14 protein-coding genes are annotated in these 13150 nt (G+C 48.5%); 6 read left to right on the forward strand and 8 right to left on the reverse strand.

Annotated features, from left to right (window positions below):
- Positions 1–90: 90 nt before the first annotated feature.
- Positions 91–1599 (forward strand): dipeptide/tripeptide permease DtpA, encoded by a 1509-nt coding sequence (gene dtpA, locus FH968_RS01150; RefSeq protein ID WP_139876556.1) that lies wholly within the window; start codon positions 91–93, stop codon positions 1597–1599.
- Between the two features lie 108 nt (positions 1600–1707).
- Positions 1708–2310 carry a glutathione transferase GstA gene (gene gstA, locus FH968_RS01155; protein ID WP_139876557.1) on the forward strand — a complete coding sequence of 201 codons (603 nt, stop codon included), beginning with the start codon at positions 1708–1710 and terminating at the stop codon, positions 2308–2310.
- 63 nt (positions 2311–2373) lie between these two features.
- Here gstA and pdxY read toward each other — a convergent pair whose 3' ends face one another.
- From pdxY to anmK, 5 genes are all read right to left on the reverse strand, one after another.
- Positions 2374–3234 (reverse strand): pyridoxal kinase PdxY, encoded by an 861-nt coding sequence (pdxY, locus tag FH968_RS01160; protein ID WP_139876558.1) that lies wholly within the window; start codon positions 3232–3234, stop codon positions 2374–2376.
- Positions 3235–3334: 100 nt separating this feature from the next.
- Positions 3335–4609, reverse strand: a complete 1275-nt coding sequence (gene tyrS, locus FH968_RS01165) for a tyrosine--tRNA ligase (protein WP_139876559.1) — start codon at positions 4607–4609, stop codon at positions 3335–3337.
- 142 nt (positions 4610–4751) lie between these two features.
- Positions 4752–5408 (reverse strand): pyridoxamine 5'-phosphate oxidase, encoded by a 657-nt coding sequence (gene pdxH / locus FH968_RS01170; protein ID WP_139876560.1) that lies wholly within the window; start codon positions 5406–5408, stop codon positions 4752–4754.
- A gap of 57 nt (positions 5409–5465) precedes the next feature.
- On the reverse strand, positions 5466–5789 hold the full coding sequence (gene mliC, locus FH968_RS01175) for a C-type lysozyme inhibitor (RefSeq protein ID WP_139876561.1): 324 nt from the start codon (positions 5787–5789) through the stop codon (positions 5466–5468).
- Between the two features lie 89 nt (positions 5790–5878).
- Complete coding sequence (gene anmK, locus FH968_RS01180) at positions 5879–7003, reverse strand: anhydro-N-acetylmuramic acid kinase (protein WP_139876562.1); 1125 nt, start codon at positions 7001–7003, stop codon at positions 5879–5881.
- A 284-nt stretch (positions 7004–7287) separates the two neighbouring features.
- On the opposite strand from anmK, the gene slyB reads away from it, so the two are divergent.
- The gene (slyB, locus tag FH968_RS01185) at positions 7288–7755 is read left to right on the forward strand and encodes an outer membrane lipoprotein SlyB (protein WP_139876563.1); all 468 of its coding nucleotides are present in this window, start codon (positions 7288–7290) and stop codon (positions 7753–7755) included.
- A 92-nt stretch (positions 7756–7847) separates the two neighbouring features.
- Here slyB and slyA read toward each other — a convergent pair whose 3' ends face one another.
- Positions 7848–8288 (reverse strand): transcriptional regulator SlyA, encoded by a 441-nt coding sequence (gene slyA, locus FH968_RS01190; RefSeq protein ID WP_189388948.1) that lies wholly within the window; start codon positions 8286–8288, stop codon positions 7848–7850.
- A 190-nt stretch (positions 8289–8478) separates the two neighbouring features.
- Here slyA and FH968_RS01195 point away from each other — a divergent pair, with 190 nt between their 5' ends.
- The 3 genes from FH968_RS01195 to FH968_RS01205 are packed head-to-tail and all read left to right on the forward strand — an operon-like array spanning position 8479 to position 11592.
- Positions 8479–8700, forward strand: coding sequence for a DUF1656 domain-containing protein (locus tag FH968_RS01195; RefSeq protein WP_139877219.1), 222 nt, complete (start codon positions 8479–8481; stop codon positions 8698–8700).
- A 4-nt stretch (positions 8701–8704) separates the two neighbouring features.
- Entirely contained in the window at positions 8705–9562 is an 858-nt protein-coding gene (locus FH968_RS01200; protein ID WP_139876564.1) for an HlyD family secretion protein, read from the forward strand.
- Between the two features lie 8 nt (positions 9563–9570).
- The gene (locus FH968_RS01205) at positions 9571–11592 is read left to right on the forward strand and encodes an FUSC family protein (RefSeq protein ID WP_139876565.1); all 2022 of its coding nucleotides are present in this window, start codon (positions 9571–9573) and stop codon (positions 11590–11592) included.
- 2 nt (positions 11593–11594) lie between these two features.
- Here FH968_RS01205 and sodC read toward each other — a convergent pair whose 3' ends face one another.
- Positions 11595–12116, reverse strand: a complete 522-nt coding sequence (gene sodC, locus FH968_RS01210) for a superoxide dismutase [Cu-Zn] SodC (RefSeq protein WP_139876566.1) — start codon at positions 12114–12116, stop codon at positions 11595–11597.
- 81 nt (positions 12117–12197) lie between these two features.
- Entirely contained in the window at positions 12198–13094 is an 897-nt protein-coding gene (locus FH968_RS01215) for an aldo/keto reductase family oxidoreductase (protein ID WP_139876567.1), read from the reverse strand.
- Between the last annotated feature and the right edge of the window lie 56 nt (positions 13095–13150).

Raw genomic sequence — 13150 nt, forward strand, 5'->3', positions numbered from 1 at the left:
CCCCTTCCTTATAACTAAAAAAGCGAATGCCCACCCGGCATGACGCTTAGAAAACTCCTGTTAAAGTGGGATGTAAAAAAAGAGGTATATGTGTCGACTGCAAACAAAAAACCAGCAGAAAGCATTAGTCTGAATGCTTTCAAACAACCTAAATCGTTCTATCTGATTTTCTCTATCGAATTGTGGGAGCGTTTCGGCTACTACGGCCTGCAAGGCATTATGGCCGTTTACCTGGTCAAAATGCTCGGGATGTCCGAAGCTGACTCCATCACCCTGTTCTCCTCCTTCAGCGCGCTGGTCTACGGAATGGTCGCTATCGGTGGTTGGTTGGGTGATAAAATCCTCGGCACTAAGCGTGTCATTGTGCTTGGAACTATCGTGCTGGCTATCGGTTACGCGCTGGTAGCTTATTCTGGCCACGATGTTGCCATTGTATATATGGGTATGGCGACTATAGCTGTGGGTAATGGTCTGTTCAAGGCTAACCCATCTTCCCTGCTTTCTACTTGCTATGAAAAGGATGATCCACGTTTGGACGGTGCATTTACTATGTACTATATGTCCATCAACATTGGTTCTTTCTTCTCCATGCTGGCCACACCCTGGCTTGCAGCGAAGTATGGCTGGAGCGTTGCGTTCTCCCTGAGCTTCGTGGGTATGCTTATCACCCTCGTGAACTTTATGTTCTGTAAGAAGTGGGTAAAAAATCACGGTTCCAAGCCAGACTTCCAACCTGTTCATTTCGGCAAATTAGCTGCAACTATTGTTGGTGTGCTGGTGCTGGTTACAGCCGCAACCTGGTTGCTGCATAACCAAGGTATCGCACGAATGGTACTGGGTGTTGTCGCCCTGGGTATCGTTATTATCTTCGGTAAAGAAGCCTTTGCTATGCAGGGTGCTGCTCGTCGTAAGATGATTGTTGCATTCATCCTGATGGTTGAAGCGATTGTATTCTTTGTGCTGTATAGCCAAATGCCAACCTCATTGAACTTCTTTGCGATTCGTAACGTTGAGCACTCCATTCTGGGGCTCACGTTCGAACCTGAGCAGTTCCAGGCACTGAACCCATTCTGGATTATGATAGGCAGCCCGATTCTGGCCGCTATCTATAACAAGATGGGCGACCGTATGCCTATGCCGCATAAATTCGCCTTCGGTATGATCCTGTGCTCTCTGGCCTTCCTGGTGCTACCACTGGGTACTAAGTTTGCATCCGACGCGGGTATCGTGTCTGTAAGCTGGCTGATTCTGAGCTATGCGCTGCAAAGTATCGGTGAGTTGATGATTTCTGGTCTGGGTCTGGCTATGGTTGCACAGCTTGTTCCACAGCGTCTGATGGGCTTCATCATGGGTAGCTGGTTCCTGACTACCGCTGGTGCCGCAATCATTGCAGGTAAAGTTGCAAACCTGATGGCTGTACCAGAGAACGTAACAGACCCGCTTATCTCGCTGGAAGTTTATGGTCGTGTGTTCATGCAGATTGGTATTGCCACCGCTGTTATCGCGGTTCTGATGATGATTACTGCACCGAAACTGAGCCGTATGGCACAAAGTGATGAAAAAGCAGCTGATACCTCTAAGGAAACAGCTACCGCGTAATATAGCGGGAAACATGATATTTTCAGCCGTTAGCTCCAAGCTAACGGCTTTTTTTTTGCCTCCCTGGGCACTACCATAAGGTATCTTAGCGCCCATAGGAGTTCAGTAATGAAACTGTATTATAAAGCTGGTGCCTGTTCCCTCTCTCCCCATATCATCTTGCGTGAAACCGGTGTTGATTTCTCTTTAGTCAAAGTCGATTTAGCAGCAAAGAAAACCGAAACGGGTGATGATTACCTGGAAATAAATGCCAAAGGGCAAGTTCCTGCACTGCTGCTTGATGATGGCTCATTGCTGACAGAAGGTGTGGCAATTGTGCAATTTCTGGCAGACAAAGTGCCTGACCGTCAGTTGCTCGCACCGGCAGGCAGCATGACTCGCTACCATACGCTCGAATGGCTGAACTACATCGCAACCGAACTGCATAAAGGTTTCTCCCCGTTGTTCAACCCAGCAACACCGGACGAGTACAAAACCATTGCTCGTGCTGCTCTCGAGAAGAAATTCCAGTACGTCAACGAAGAGCTGACTGATAAACAGTGGTTGATGGGATTACGCTTTAGCGTGGCCGATGCGTATCTGTTTACTGTATTGCGCTGGGCGAATGCCGTGAAACTGAACCTGGAGGGTCTGAGCAACATTGATGCATTTATGGAACGCATGAAAGCGCGTCCAGCTGTTGCAGCGGCATTAACGGCGGAAGGGATTTAACCGGATTGGTTGCTGACGCTTTTTGTTGAGTAAGAAATGCCCTCATTTTGAGGGCATTTTACTTTAGAGTTTTACCGCAGTGAAATAATGCTTTGGCTTCGCAATACCCTCCTGGGCTGCAACCAGTTGCAATTCGTACTCACCCATTTTGTGGGTCACAACCATAATGTCATAAACCGCAGCAGTGACGTGTTCCAGTGCATCACGAAGGGTTGCACCCTGCAGCAACTTAACCAGCAGCAAACCACTAGTAACATCGCCAACACCCACTGGCTGACGATCACCAAAATCCACCAACGGACGGTGAATATGCCAGGCTTCGTCTGCTGTCACCAATAACATTTCAAAACGATCCTGCTGATAAGCCGCTCGCGCCAGGTGTTTCACCAGCACGATCTCAGGGCCTTGTGCGATAAGCTCTCTTGCTGTAGCGACCGCTTCATCAACTGTGTTGACCGCATGGCCACTGAGGATTTCAAGCTCAATCAGATTTGGTGCAATAATGTCACTGGCAGGCATCGCATAGCGCGTGTGGAATTCGGCAACACCCGGCGCGACGATGCAGCCCTTTTCAGGGTGTCCCATCACTGGGTCACAAAAGTACTTTGCCTGCGGATTGGCAGCTTTAACCTGGCGGACAATAGAAAGAATATGCTCACCTTGTTCCGCAGAGCCAAGATAACCGCTTAGCACCGCGTCACAACGCTGTAGCTGGCCAATATCTGCAATCCCCTGCACAATCTCGCTAAGGTGGCTTGCAGGCATCACGCTACCTGTCCATTTTCCATATTGGGTATGGTTAGAAAACTGTACGGTGTTCAAGGACCATACATTAGCGCCCAGGCGGCGCATCGGGAATTCAGCTGCACTGTTGCCTGCATGGCCGAAAACCACATGGGATTGAATGGCAAGAATGTTTTTCATTTCTCTACTCGGATGGAACGGTGACTGTTGGGGTTGTGTAGATGCAAACTGTGGCAAAAATAAAGGGCGTGGTTTCCCACGCCCTTCTGGTCATTCTTAATTACTTCCAGCAAACGAGGCAGTAATTTTTCTTACCTCGACGCAGTAATGTGTAGCGATTGAACAAAATATCGCTGTCAGTAAAAATATACTCCGGATCAGACTGTTTCTCACCGTTGATGGTGATAGCGTTTTGCGCGATAGTTTTACGTGCCTGACCACGAGATGGTTGCAGTTCAGAGTCTACTAACGCCTGCTGTAAGTCAGCACCGCGATCCATTTCAACCATTGGTACGCCGTCTTGAGCCAGTTGCTCAAGGTCAGCTTCGGTTAAATCGCTCAGGTTGCCGTTAAACAGGCTGCTGGTAATACGCTTAGCGGCTTCCAGACCTTCTTCACCGTGAACCAAACGAGTCACCTGCTCAGCAAGCACGTATTGCGCACGTGGTGCAGTTCCACTGTTTTTATCTTCTTCTTCCAGCGCGTCGATTTCTTCGAGACTCATGAAAGTGAAGAATTTCAGGAAACGATACACATCGGAGTCAGCAGTGTTAATCCAGAACTGGTAGAACTTGTATGGGCTGGTTTTCTTCGGATCAAGCCATACTGCGCCACCTTCCGTTTTACCGAATTTGGTGCCATCAGATTTGGTGATCAACGGAACGGTCAGACCAAAAGCTTGTTGCTGATGCAAGCGGCGAGTCAAATCGATACCAGAAGTGATATTACCCCACTGGTCAGAACCACCAATTTGTAGAACCACACCATGCAGTTTATTCAGGCAGGCAAAGTCATAACCTTGCAGCAGGTTGTAGGAGAACTCGGTAAAGGAGATACCCACATCATCACGGTTCAGACGCTGTTTTACTGCTTCTTTGTTAATCATCTGGTTAACAGAGAAGTGTTTGCCAATATCACGCAGGAAGGTCAGAACACTCATTCCGCCAAACCAGTCGTAGTTGTTAGCAGCAATGGCCGAGTTTTCACCACAGTCAAAATCGAGGAACGGAGCAACCTGGCGGCGGATTTTTTCCACCCACTCTTGCACGGTATCTTCAGTGTTAAGTTTGCGTTCAACAGCTTTGAAACTAGGGTCACCAATCAGACCTGTTGCACCACCCACCAACGCAACCGGTTTATGACCCGCTTCCTGGAAGCGCTTCAGGCACAGTAGTGGAACCAGATGGCCCAAATGCAAGCTGTCAGCGGTAGGATCAAAGCCGCAATACAGAGCGATTGGCCCTTGTGCCAGTCGCTGTGCTAGCGCTTCTTCATCCGTTACCTGGGCGACTAAGCCCCGCTCTTGCAATTGTTTTATCAAATTGATGCTCGCCATCAAATTCTCCATCTCTATACGACTGCACCTTTACCGGTACACGGCTTTTCGCCTGTTGGCGAAAGGAGTTAATTTCTTAGGGGACATAGAATAAAGCGCCAACACTCGGAGTGCCAGCGCTTAAAACAACAAATCCCCCTTGTTATGGGGCCAGACGGTCTATTTTCCAGGCATCGCCTTCGCGCTGGTATAAAAAACGATCGTGCAGACGATGTTCACCGCCCTGCCAGAATTCCATTTGTTCAATTGTTACGCGATACCCACCCCAGAAACTGGGTAATGGAATTTCGCCTTGTTGGAATTTCTGTTTCAACTCGAGGAATTTACTTTCCAGAATACCGCGCGCAGAAATGCGGCTGGATTGTTTTGAAACCCAGGCACCAATCTGGCTATCACGAGGACGGCTGTGGAAGTACTTCATCACTTCGAGTGTGGACAAACGTTCGGCAGTACCTTGCACCATCACCTGGCGGTCAAGCATATGCCATGGGAAATGTAGACTGATTCGAGGATTGTTTTCCAGATGATGCGCTTTACGTGAACCGAGGTTGGTATAAAACACCAGTCCGCGTTCATCAAAGTGTTTCAGCAAAACAATGCGCTGATAAGGCTGCCCGTTTTCATCAACAGTTGCCACCACCATTGCGGTAGGGTCGGCAAGTTTTGCTTCGCAGGCCTGAGCTAACCAGCGTTCAAAAAGCGTCAACGGTTGTTCGGTAAGATCGTTGCGGCGCAGACCACCTTTGGTGTATTCACGGCGCAAATGTGCAATTTGTTGCAAAGAGTCGTTATCAGACATGGCGTTACGTCAGGCTATCTTCAGGTGGAGCTATTGTGCGCTCCACCCTTCGAAATCTCAACGTTTGGGATTTTGTAACTTACAATTGTCCAGGACTACAGTGTCTTTGCGGTAAACAGTAGCGGTGTCACCTTTCGACCAGAACACATAAACCCCATCGGTATATCGGCTACCGGATGCAGACAAACCTTGAGTGAGTGACAAATATTCGTTGTCATAAACAAAGTTCACCATTTGTTTCTGGCTATTTTGTTTAACGGTTAGTGGTTTTTCATCGCATTGATATTGCAGAGTATCTGTCTGCATGCGCTCAACAAAAGTGTTGTAGTAGCTGCATCCGGCTAGCATAAAAGGGATAGTGGCAATCAGTAATTTTTTCATCTGCATGTCCTGAAGTTCTTCTTATTAGAGGGGATCATATCGTCCCCTATAACTTCAGTTTAGAGATTTAGTGCTCAATATTATTTCAGTTAACTCTGATTATGTAGCGGGTTGGCTGGAAAAATTGCACCAATGACGCTTGCAGCGGATGCGCCCGTCACCGAAGGCAAATTGCCGGGTAAACCTGAGAGTGTACGGTATGCAAGCCAGGCAAATGCCAACGCTTCCATATCATCTCCGCTGATGCCTGCCTCATCCGTCGTCGTGACTTCAATGCCCGGCAGCAATCCGCCTAAACGCGCCATCAATAGTGGATTGCGGCTTCCGCCACCACACACCATCAAGCGTTCGCAACCACCGCTCAGTAAGACTTGTTCAGAAATAGTTACGGCAGTCAGCTCAGTCAGCGTTGCCTGGATATCTTCCCCAGCAAGGCCTGGGAATGCGGCCAGTTGGCGCTCAAGCCAGCCATAATTAAAATATTCACGTCCAGTGCTTTTCGGTGCTGGCATCGCGAAATAAGGATCGCTCAGCATTTGCTGCAATAAAGGAATGATGACTTTACCGCTGCTCGCCCATTCGGCATCTTTGTCATACGCTTTCCCGCGCTGACGCCAGATCCACGCATCAATCAGCATATTTCCAGGCCCAGTATCGAAGCCGCGAACTGGCTGGTCAGGGATAAGCAATGATAGATTGGCTATCCCGCCAATATTAAGCACCATGCGGCGCTCAGTTGGATGAGCCAGCAAAGCATGATGAAATGCCGGAACGAGCGGGGCCCCTTGCCCTCCCAAAGCCATATCGCGGCGTCGGAAATCCCCTACTACCGTCACGCCAGTTCGCGCAACAATTTGATTGTTATCCCCAATTTGCAAGGTATGTGCCGCGTCACCTTGCGGTTCATGCCAGACGGTTTGCCCATGGCAACCGATGGCTGTGATGTCCGTATAAGTTAGCCCCTGTTGGGTCATCAATGTTTGTACGGCTTCGGCGAACAATTTCCCCAGTCGATTATCAAGCTGACCGAGTTGAGAAAGGGTTAATTGCTGCCCCTGGCAAATAGCAAGAATGGCATTTTTGATGTCTAAAGGAATGGGATGACTGTAACTTGCCTGCTGGGCAACAAGATGCTCATCAATCGCTGCCAGAACGACATCTATACCGTCCAGGCTGGTGCCTGACATCACACCGATATAACGCCCTGATTTCATCTGTTACTCCTTTTGACTTGCCAAATTGGGGAATTAACTCCCCCATAAACTAGCATTCAATGCGATGATTAATGAATAATTTTAGTAAAAATACGCCGCAAAATGCGATTAAGAATGTTGCCATCACTTAACTGTAAATGGTTTAAGCCTGGTTAAAACAAGCTTTTTTAATATGTGTGCGATAATACGTCTGAACTAATGTTAAATTCAGAACCTAAATACCATATAATTTAGCCATGAAGGATGCTCAGTTGGGCGTTTCAAAGTGTTCAGGAGAGTCACAAATGATTTCACGTATACTGGCAGTTTCGTTAGTTGGGTTAACTTTGGCTGGTTGCAGCAATACAAGTTCACTTTCAGGTGATGTGTACAACGCCTCTGATGCCAAACAAGTGCAAAGTGTAACCTACGGTACGTTGGTTTCTACTCGTCCGGTCCAAATTCAAGCTGGCGATGACTCAAACGTGATGGGTGCGATTGGTGGTGCCGTACTGGGTGGTTTCCTGGGTAACACTGTTGGTGGTGGCACAGGTCGTTCACTGGCTACAGCAGCAGGTGCAGTAGCAGGTGGCGTCGCGGGTCAGAGTGTTCAGGGCGCAATGAATAAAACTCAGGGTGTTGAGCTGGAAATCCGTAAAGACGATGGCAACACTATTCTGGTCGTACAGAAACAAGGTGACACCAAGTTCTCTGCTGGTCAGCGTGTGAGAATTGCCAGCAATGGTAGCCAAACTACCGTCTCACCAAATTAATAAATACGGGGTGACTTGTTTGCAAGATCACCCCGATTTTCGTTTGCTTTAGCTGTGCACACCGCAACAGAACGACTCTATTAAAATCTAATTTATTCTTTCGTCTGTAATTGAACGATATTCTGTTCCAGCCGGTTAATCAGGTTAAGCAGCAGCGCCTGCTCATCGGAACTGATACCCAACAAAATCTCATTACGCGTCTTTTTGATAACCGTTTCCATCTCATTGATGATGGGCTCAGCACGCTCTGTGAGTTTAATGCGCTTCGCTCTACGATCATTCGCGCAGGTTTGACGCGAAATGAGCCCTTTCTCTTCAAGCTGATCAAGCGTCCTGACCAATGACGGTTGCTCTATGCCAATCGCTTTCGCCAACTGAATCTGTGACTGTTCTGGCGGTAACTGGTGAATATTGTGCAGCGTTACCCAGTGAGTCTGTGTCAATTCCAGAGGTTTCAGGCGATGGTCAATCAGAGCACGCCAAATGCGCACCAACCGTGCCAGATCTGATCCTAATGGCGATTCCAATTTCATCTCCTTATAATTAGCTTGCTAACTTATTATACTGATTTTAAACTATTGTGCAGGCTTTAATTGAAAAAACAAAATCCTTATTTTTGCTGATGTTATGCAACCAGCTATACTTTTAGTTTACAACTAAGTCAGGGGAAACGGCAGTCATCCCCGGTATTTTAAAGGATTATCTGACGTGAGCTTCAATTTTATGACATCAGGCCTTCCTCTCCAGGACCTGGTTGTCGGTGCAACTATCTATTTCCCTCCTCTTTTTAAAGCGGTTTTCGTTGGCTTTTTTATCTGGCTCATCCTGCATCATCTGCTGCGCGACTGGATGTATTCCGGCGAAATCTGGCATCCGACATTAATGGATCTGTCATTATTTTCGCTGTCTATCAGCGCAGGGCTTGTAATTCTGGTGGTGTGGTAAAAGCATGAACATGAAAACAATAAAGTACTTTTCAACGCTACTGATATTCGTCGTGGCCATAATTGTTGCCTGGTTGTTATGGAATTATTACATGCAATCTCCCTGGACGCGAGACGGTAAAGTGCGGGCAGAGCAAGTCAGCATTACGCCACAAGTGTCGGGAACGATAACTCAGCTGAATATTGAAGATAACCAGTTTGTCAAAGCGGGCACCGTTTTGTTCACTATTGATGTAACGCCCTACCACATTGCGCAGCTCAATGCAGAAGCGCAATTAGCTCAGGCGCAATCTGAACAGGGAAAAGCCAGTAATGAAGCGAATCGCCGCAGAAATTTACCCCACAACTATATTTCTGCTGAAGATATGGATACCGCGAATATAAATGTCAAAGCGGCACAGGCTGCAGTAAAAGCAGCCGAGGCAACGCTTGAGCAAGCGAAATGGCAAATAACCCAAACCACTGTTACCGCACCAGTCGATGGTTGGGTCACCAATCTATCAACGCGTACAGGTAACTATGCCACCGTCGGGCAACCTGTATTTGCACTGGTCGACAGCCACTCTTTTTACGTGGTGGGTTACTTTGAAGAAACGAAACTTCGCCACATCCAACCCGGAGATGCCACGCAAATCGTTCTGTACAGCGGCCATCAGCCATTAACTGGCAAAGTGCAAAGTATTGGTCGTGCCATATACGACCAGAGCGTGGAAAGTGATAGCAATTTAGTCCCCGATATCAAGCCCAATGTTCCGTGGGTACGTCTTGCGCAGCGCGTACCAGTACGCATTAAGTTAGATGAAATTCCACAAGGGATTACTCTGGTTTCCGGCACCACCTGCACCGTTTCAATTAAAAACTGACGCCGCTGATGAGACTCTCTGCATTGTCATGGCGAAATACCCCCTGGGGAAAAGCAAATCCGGGACAATGGCGCTATGCACTGCGTAATGCCATTGCGATGTGTCTCGCATTAACCATTGCTTATTATCTCAATTTAGATGAGCCGTACTGGGCGATGACATCAGCGGCGGTTGTTAGTTTCCCGACTGTGGGTGGTGTAGTCAGTAAAAGCCTTGGTCGTATTGTAGGCAGCCTGATTGGCGCCATGGCTTCGCTAATTATTGCGGGAAATACCCTAAACGACCCTTGGTTATTTACCTTTGCAATGGCGTCCTGGCTGGCGCTTTGTACCTGGAGCTCCAGCCATTTTCAGAACAACGTGGCATATGCCTTTATGCTGGCGGGTTACACCGCGGCGATCATTGCTTTCCCGATGGTCAACACCATCGATACCACCCAACTGTGGGATATCACCCAAGCGCGTGTATGCGAAGTTATCGTGGGGATTTTGAGTGGTGCTTTTATGATGATGGTGCTGCCCAGCACATCCGACGGCACCGCCCTTCTTACTGCGCTTCGCAACATGCACGCCCGGTTGTTAGAACACGCTGCAATGTTGTGGAAACCTGAAACCACCGATGCGATTCGTACCGCGCATGAAGGTGTTATCGGGCAAATCTTGACAATGAACCTGTTAAGAATTCAGGCGTTCTGGAGCCACTATCGTTTTCGCCGCCAGAACAATTTGCTCAATTATTTAATTCATCAGCAACTCCGCCTGACCAGCGTGATTTCCAGCCTGCGACGTATGCTAATGAACTGGCCTAATCCGCCTGAAAATTTATGGCCTGTTCTTGATGCACTAATCAAAGAGCTTGCGCGGGAAGATACCCATAAATACACCGTCGCTAAGCTATTACAACAAATTGCACCAGGACCCGAAGATGATTACCGCCATCAGGCATTCTGGCTTCGCCTGCGCTATTTTTGCTGGTTGTATCTCAACAGTACTCGTTGGTTGCGCGAGCTGGAAAACGCCACGCCGGTGTCAGAACTGACGCCACCAAAAACTGCGCCGTTAGCACGTCATACGGATACCACAGAAGCGTTATGGAGCGCTTTGCGAACCTTTTGCGTGATAACCGTGACGGGTGCCTGGTGCATCAACACACAATGGGAAAGCGGAAGTGGTGCTTTGTCACTGGCGGCAATCAGTTGTGTGCTTTATTCGTCCGTACCTTCACCGCTGAATTCGCTTACGTTACTGATGCGTACATTGTTATGGCTATCAGTCTTCAGCTTCCTGGTTAAATTTGGCCTGATGGTACAAATTACCGATCTTTGGCAATTCCTGATTTTCTTATTACCGCTACTAGCAACAATGCAATTGCTGAAACTGCAACAGCCTAAATTTGCCTGCCTATGGGGGCAGCTAATTGTTTTCATGGGCTCATTTGTTGCAGTCACCAATCCACCCGTTTATGACTTTGCCGATTTTCTTAATGATAATCTGGCAAAAATGCTTGGCGTCGGGCTTTCCTGGGTTGCGTTTTCAGTTCTGCGCCCGGGTTCCGACAAACGAAAAAGCCGCCGTCATATCCGGGCATTGCGTCGCGGTTTCGTCGACCAATTGAGCCATAAACCTCAACACTCTGAGCACCAGTTCGAATCATTGGTTTATCACCATATTAGCCAGCTCAGTAACAGTAAAGACGAAGTGGCACGCCGTTGGCTGCTGCGGTGGGGGGTGGTGCTGCTTAACTGCTCGCATGTGGTGTGGCAATTGCGCAGTTGGGAAACTCGCTCGGACCCGCTTTCTCAGGTGCGCGATGTGTGCATTCATACCCTGAGGGATGTGATGAGTGAACGTGGTGTTCAGCAACGTTCTTTAGCGGCGACTTTGCAAGAATTGCAGCGGATGTCAGAAACACTTGCGCATCATCATAATCCGGCAGCTCGTGAACTTGCTGGGATTATCTGGCGGCTCTATTGTTCGCTTTCACAACTAGAACAAGCGCCACCTGCCGGAACACTGGCAGGCAGCCATTGAGTTTATGGAATCACACCGCAAACATAACGTGCTCCGCCACCGCCAAGCGGTTTCGGTTGATCGGACATATTATCGCCATCAACATGCACCATAAGTGCTCGACCTTTTACTTGCGCGAGCGTTTTCAGGCGCGGTGCGGTAACAGGTTCGGTGGCACTTCCGTCGTTATCGACAACCAGCACGGGCAAATCACCTAAATGCCCCACACCCATCGGCCCCATGTGTTTGCCAGTGTGCTCAGGGTCAAAATGGCCGCCAGCCGCCTCGGCCGCAGAGGGTTTACCTGCTTTCATTCCGGGTTCGCAACTGCCATTAGTATGAACATGAAAACCATGCTCACCTGGAGGAAGGGTTCGAAGATCGGGGGCAAATACTAGCCCTTTATCAGTTTCGGTGATTTTCACGGTACCAAGAGAATGACCAATCCCCTTAGGTGTGACGAGATTCATTTGAACTTCGGTACTGGCAGCCTGAACAGCCGCGCAGCTAAATAGCGTGAGAAATGCCAGACTCATTCGCTTCATATTACCTCCCGGATTCACTTTTACCCTGTTAAGCATAGGCCAGCCAGGGTAATTCCTCCGGGAGATAACCATTTTTGCTCGTTAAGGCACGTCGTAACCTAATGCGGCTCTACGAATACGGAACCACTGTTGGCGGCTCATATCAAGGCTGAGTGCATGAATCGCAGAACGTACACGTTCGATTTTACCGGAACCGATGATAGGTAATGGTTTAGATGGCAACCGCATAACCCACGCATAAACCACCTGATCGATAGTTTCAGCACCAATTTCATTTGCTACCGCTTGCAGCTCATCGCGCAGCGGCTGGAACGCCTCATCATTAAACAGACTACCGCCGCCCAGGCATGACCACGCCATTGGATGAACACGCAACTGCTGACACTGATCCAGCGTACCATCCAAAATTGTTGGCTGATGTACCGGTGATATTTCTACTTGATTGGTAGCCAGCGTGAAAGGCAGACGTGATTGCAATAACGCAAACTGCGCAGGAGTAAAGTTTGATACACCAAAGTGGCGCACTTTGCCGCTTTGGTGCAGCGTGGTAAACGCTTCAGCCACTTCGTCGGCATCCATTAACGGATCAGGGCGATGAATAAGCAGTAAATCAAGATAGTCCGTCGCCAGTTTCTGAAGCGATGCTTCCGCGCTGCTGATAATGTGTGATTTGTCGGTAATGTAATGACCCAATGCGTGGCCTGGCTTCGCAGTAGTCGCAATCCCACACTTAGTGACAATTTCCATTTTCTGGCGCATATGCGGTACCAAACGCATTGCATCGCCGAAAGCCTCTTCGCACTGATAGCCTCCATAGATATCAGCGTGGTCAGCGGTGGTAATGCCCAACTCGACATGCTCTTCAATAAAGCTGGCCAGTTGACGAGCAGACATATTCCACTCCATCAAACGCCAATACCCCATTACCAAGCGTGAAAACTCTGGTCCCTGCGGGGAAATCGTAATGCGCTGTACCATAAATGCTGTCCTCAGTAATAAACGAATTCTGCGACTGAGTATAACGGCATCAAAGA

The sequence above is a fragment of the Buttiauxella sp. B2 genome, assembly GCF_006376615.1.
In the GTDB taxonomy this organism is placed as follows: Bacteria; Pseudomonadota; Gammaproteobacteria; order Enterobacterales; family Enterobacteriaceae; genus Buttiauxella.

Coding starts and splice junctions, on each gene's coding strand:
- gstA (WP_139876557.1), top strand. CDS start 1,708: ATGAAACTGTATTATAAAGCTGGTGCCTGTTCCCTCTCTCCCCATATC.
- pdxY (WP_139876558.1), bottom strand. CDS start 3,234: ATGAAAAACATTCTTGCCATTCAATCCCATGTGGTTTTCGGCCATGCA.
- tyrS (WP_139876559.1), bottom strand. CDS start 4,609: ATGGCGAGCATCAATTTGATAAAACAATTGCAAGAGCGGGGCTTAGTC.
- pdxH (WP_139876560.1), bottom strand. CDS start 5,408: ATGTCTGATAACGACTCTTTGCAACAAATTGCACATTTGCGCCGTGAA.
- mliC (WP_139876561.1), bottom strand. CDS start 5,789: ATGAAAAAATTACTGATTGCCACTATCCCTTTTATGCTAGCCGGATGC.
- anmK (WP_139876562.1), bottom strand. CDS start 7,003: ATGAAATCAGGGCGTTATATCGGTGTGATGTCAGGCACCAGCCTGGAC.
- slyB (WP_139876563.1), top strand. CDS start 7,288: ATGATTTCACGTATACTGGCAGTTTCGTTAGTTGGGTTAACTTTGGCT.
- slyA (WP_189388948.1), bottom strand. CDS start 8,288: ATGAAATTGGAATCGCCATTAGGATCAGATCTGGCACGGTTGGTGCGC.
- FH968_RS01195 (WP_139877219.1), top strand. CDS start 8,479: ATGACATCAGGCCTTCCTCTCCAGGACCTGGTTGTCGGTGCAACTATC.
- FH968_RS01200 (WP_139876564.1), top strand. CDS start 8,705: ATGAACATGAAAACAATAAAGTACTTTTCAACGCTACTGATATTCGTC.
- FH968_RS01205 (WP_139876565.1), top strand. CDS start 9,571: ATGAGACTCTCTGCATTGTCATGGCGAAATACCCCCTGGGGAAAAGCA.
- sodC (WP_139876566.1), bottom strand. CDS start 12,116: ATGAAGCGAATGAGTCTGGCATTTCTCACGCTATTTAGCTGCGCGGCT.
- FH968_RS01215 (WP_139876567.1), bottom strand. CDS start 13,094: ATGGTACAGCGCATTACGATTTCCCCGCAGGGACCAGAGTTTTCACGC.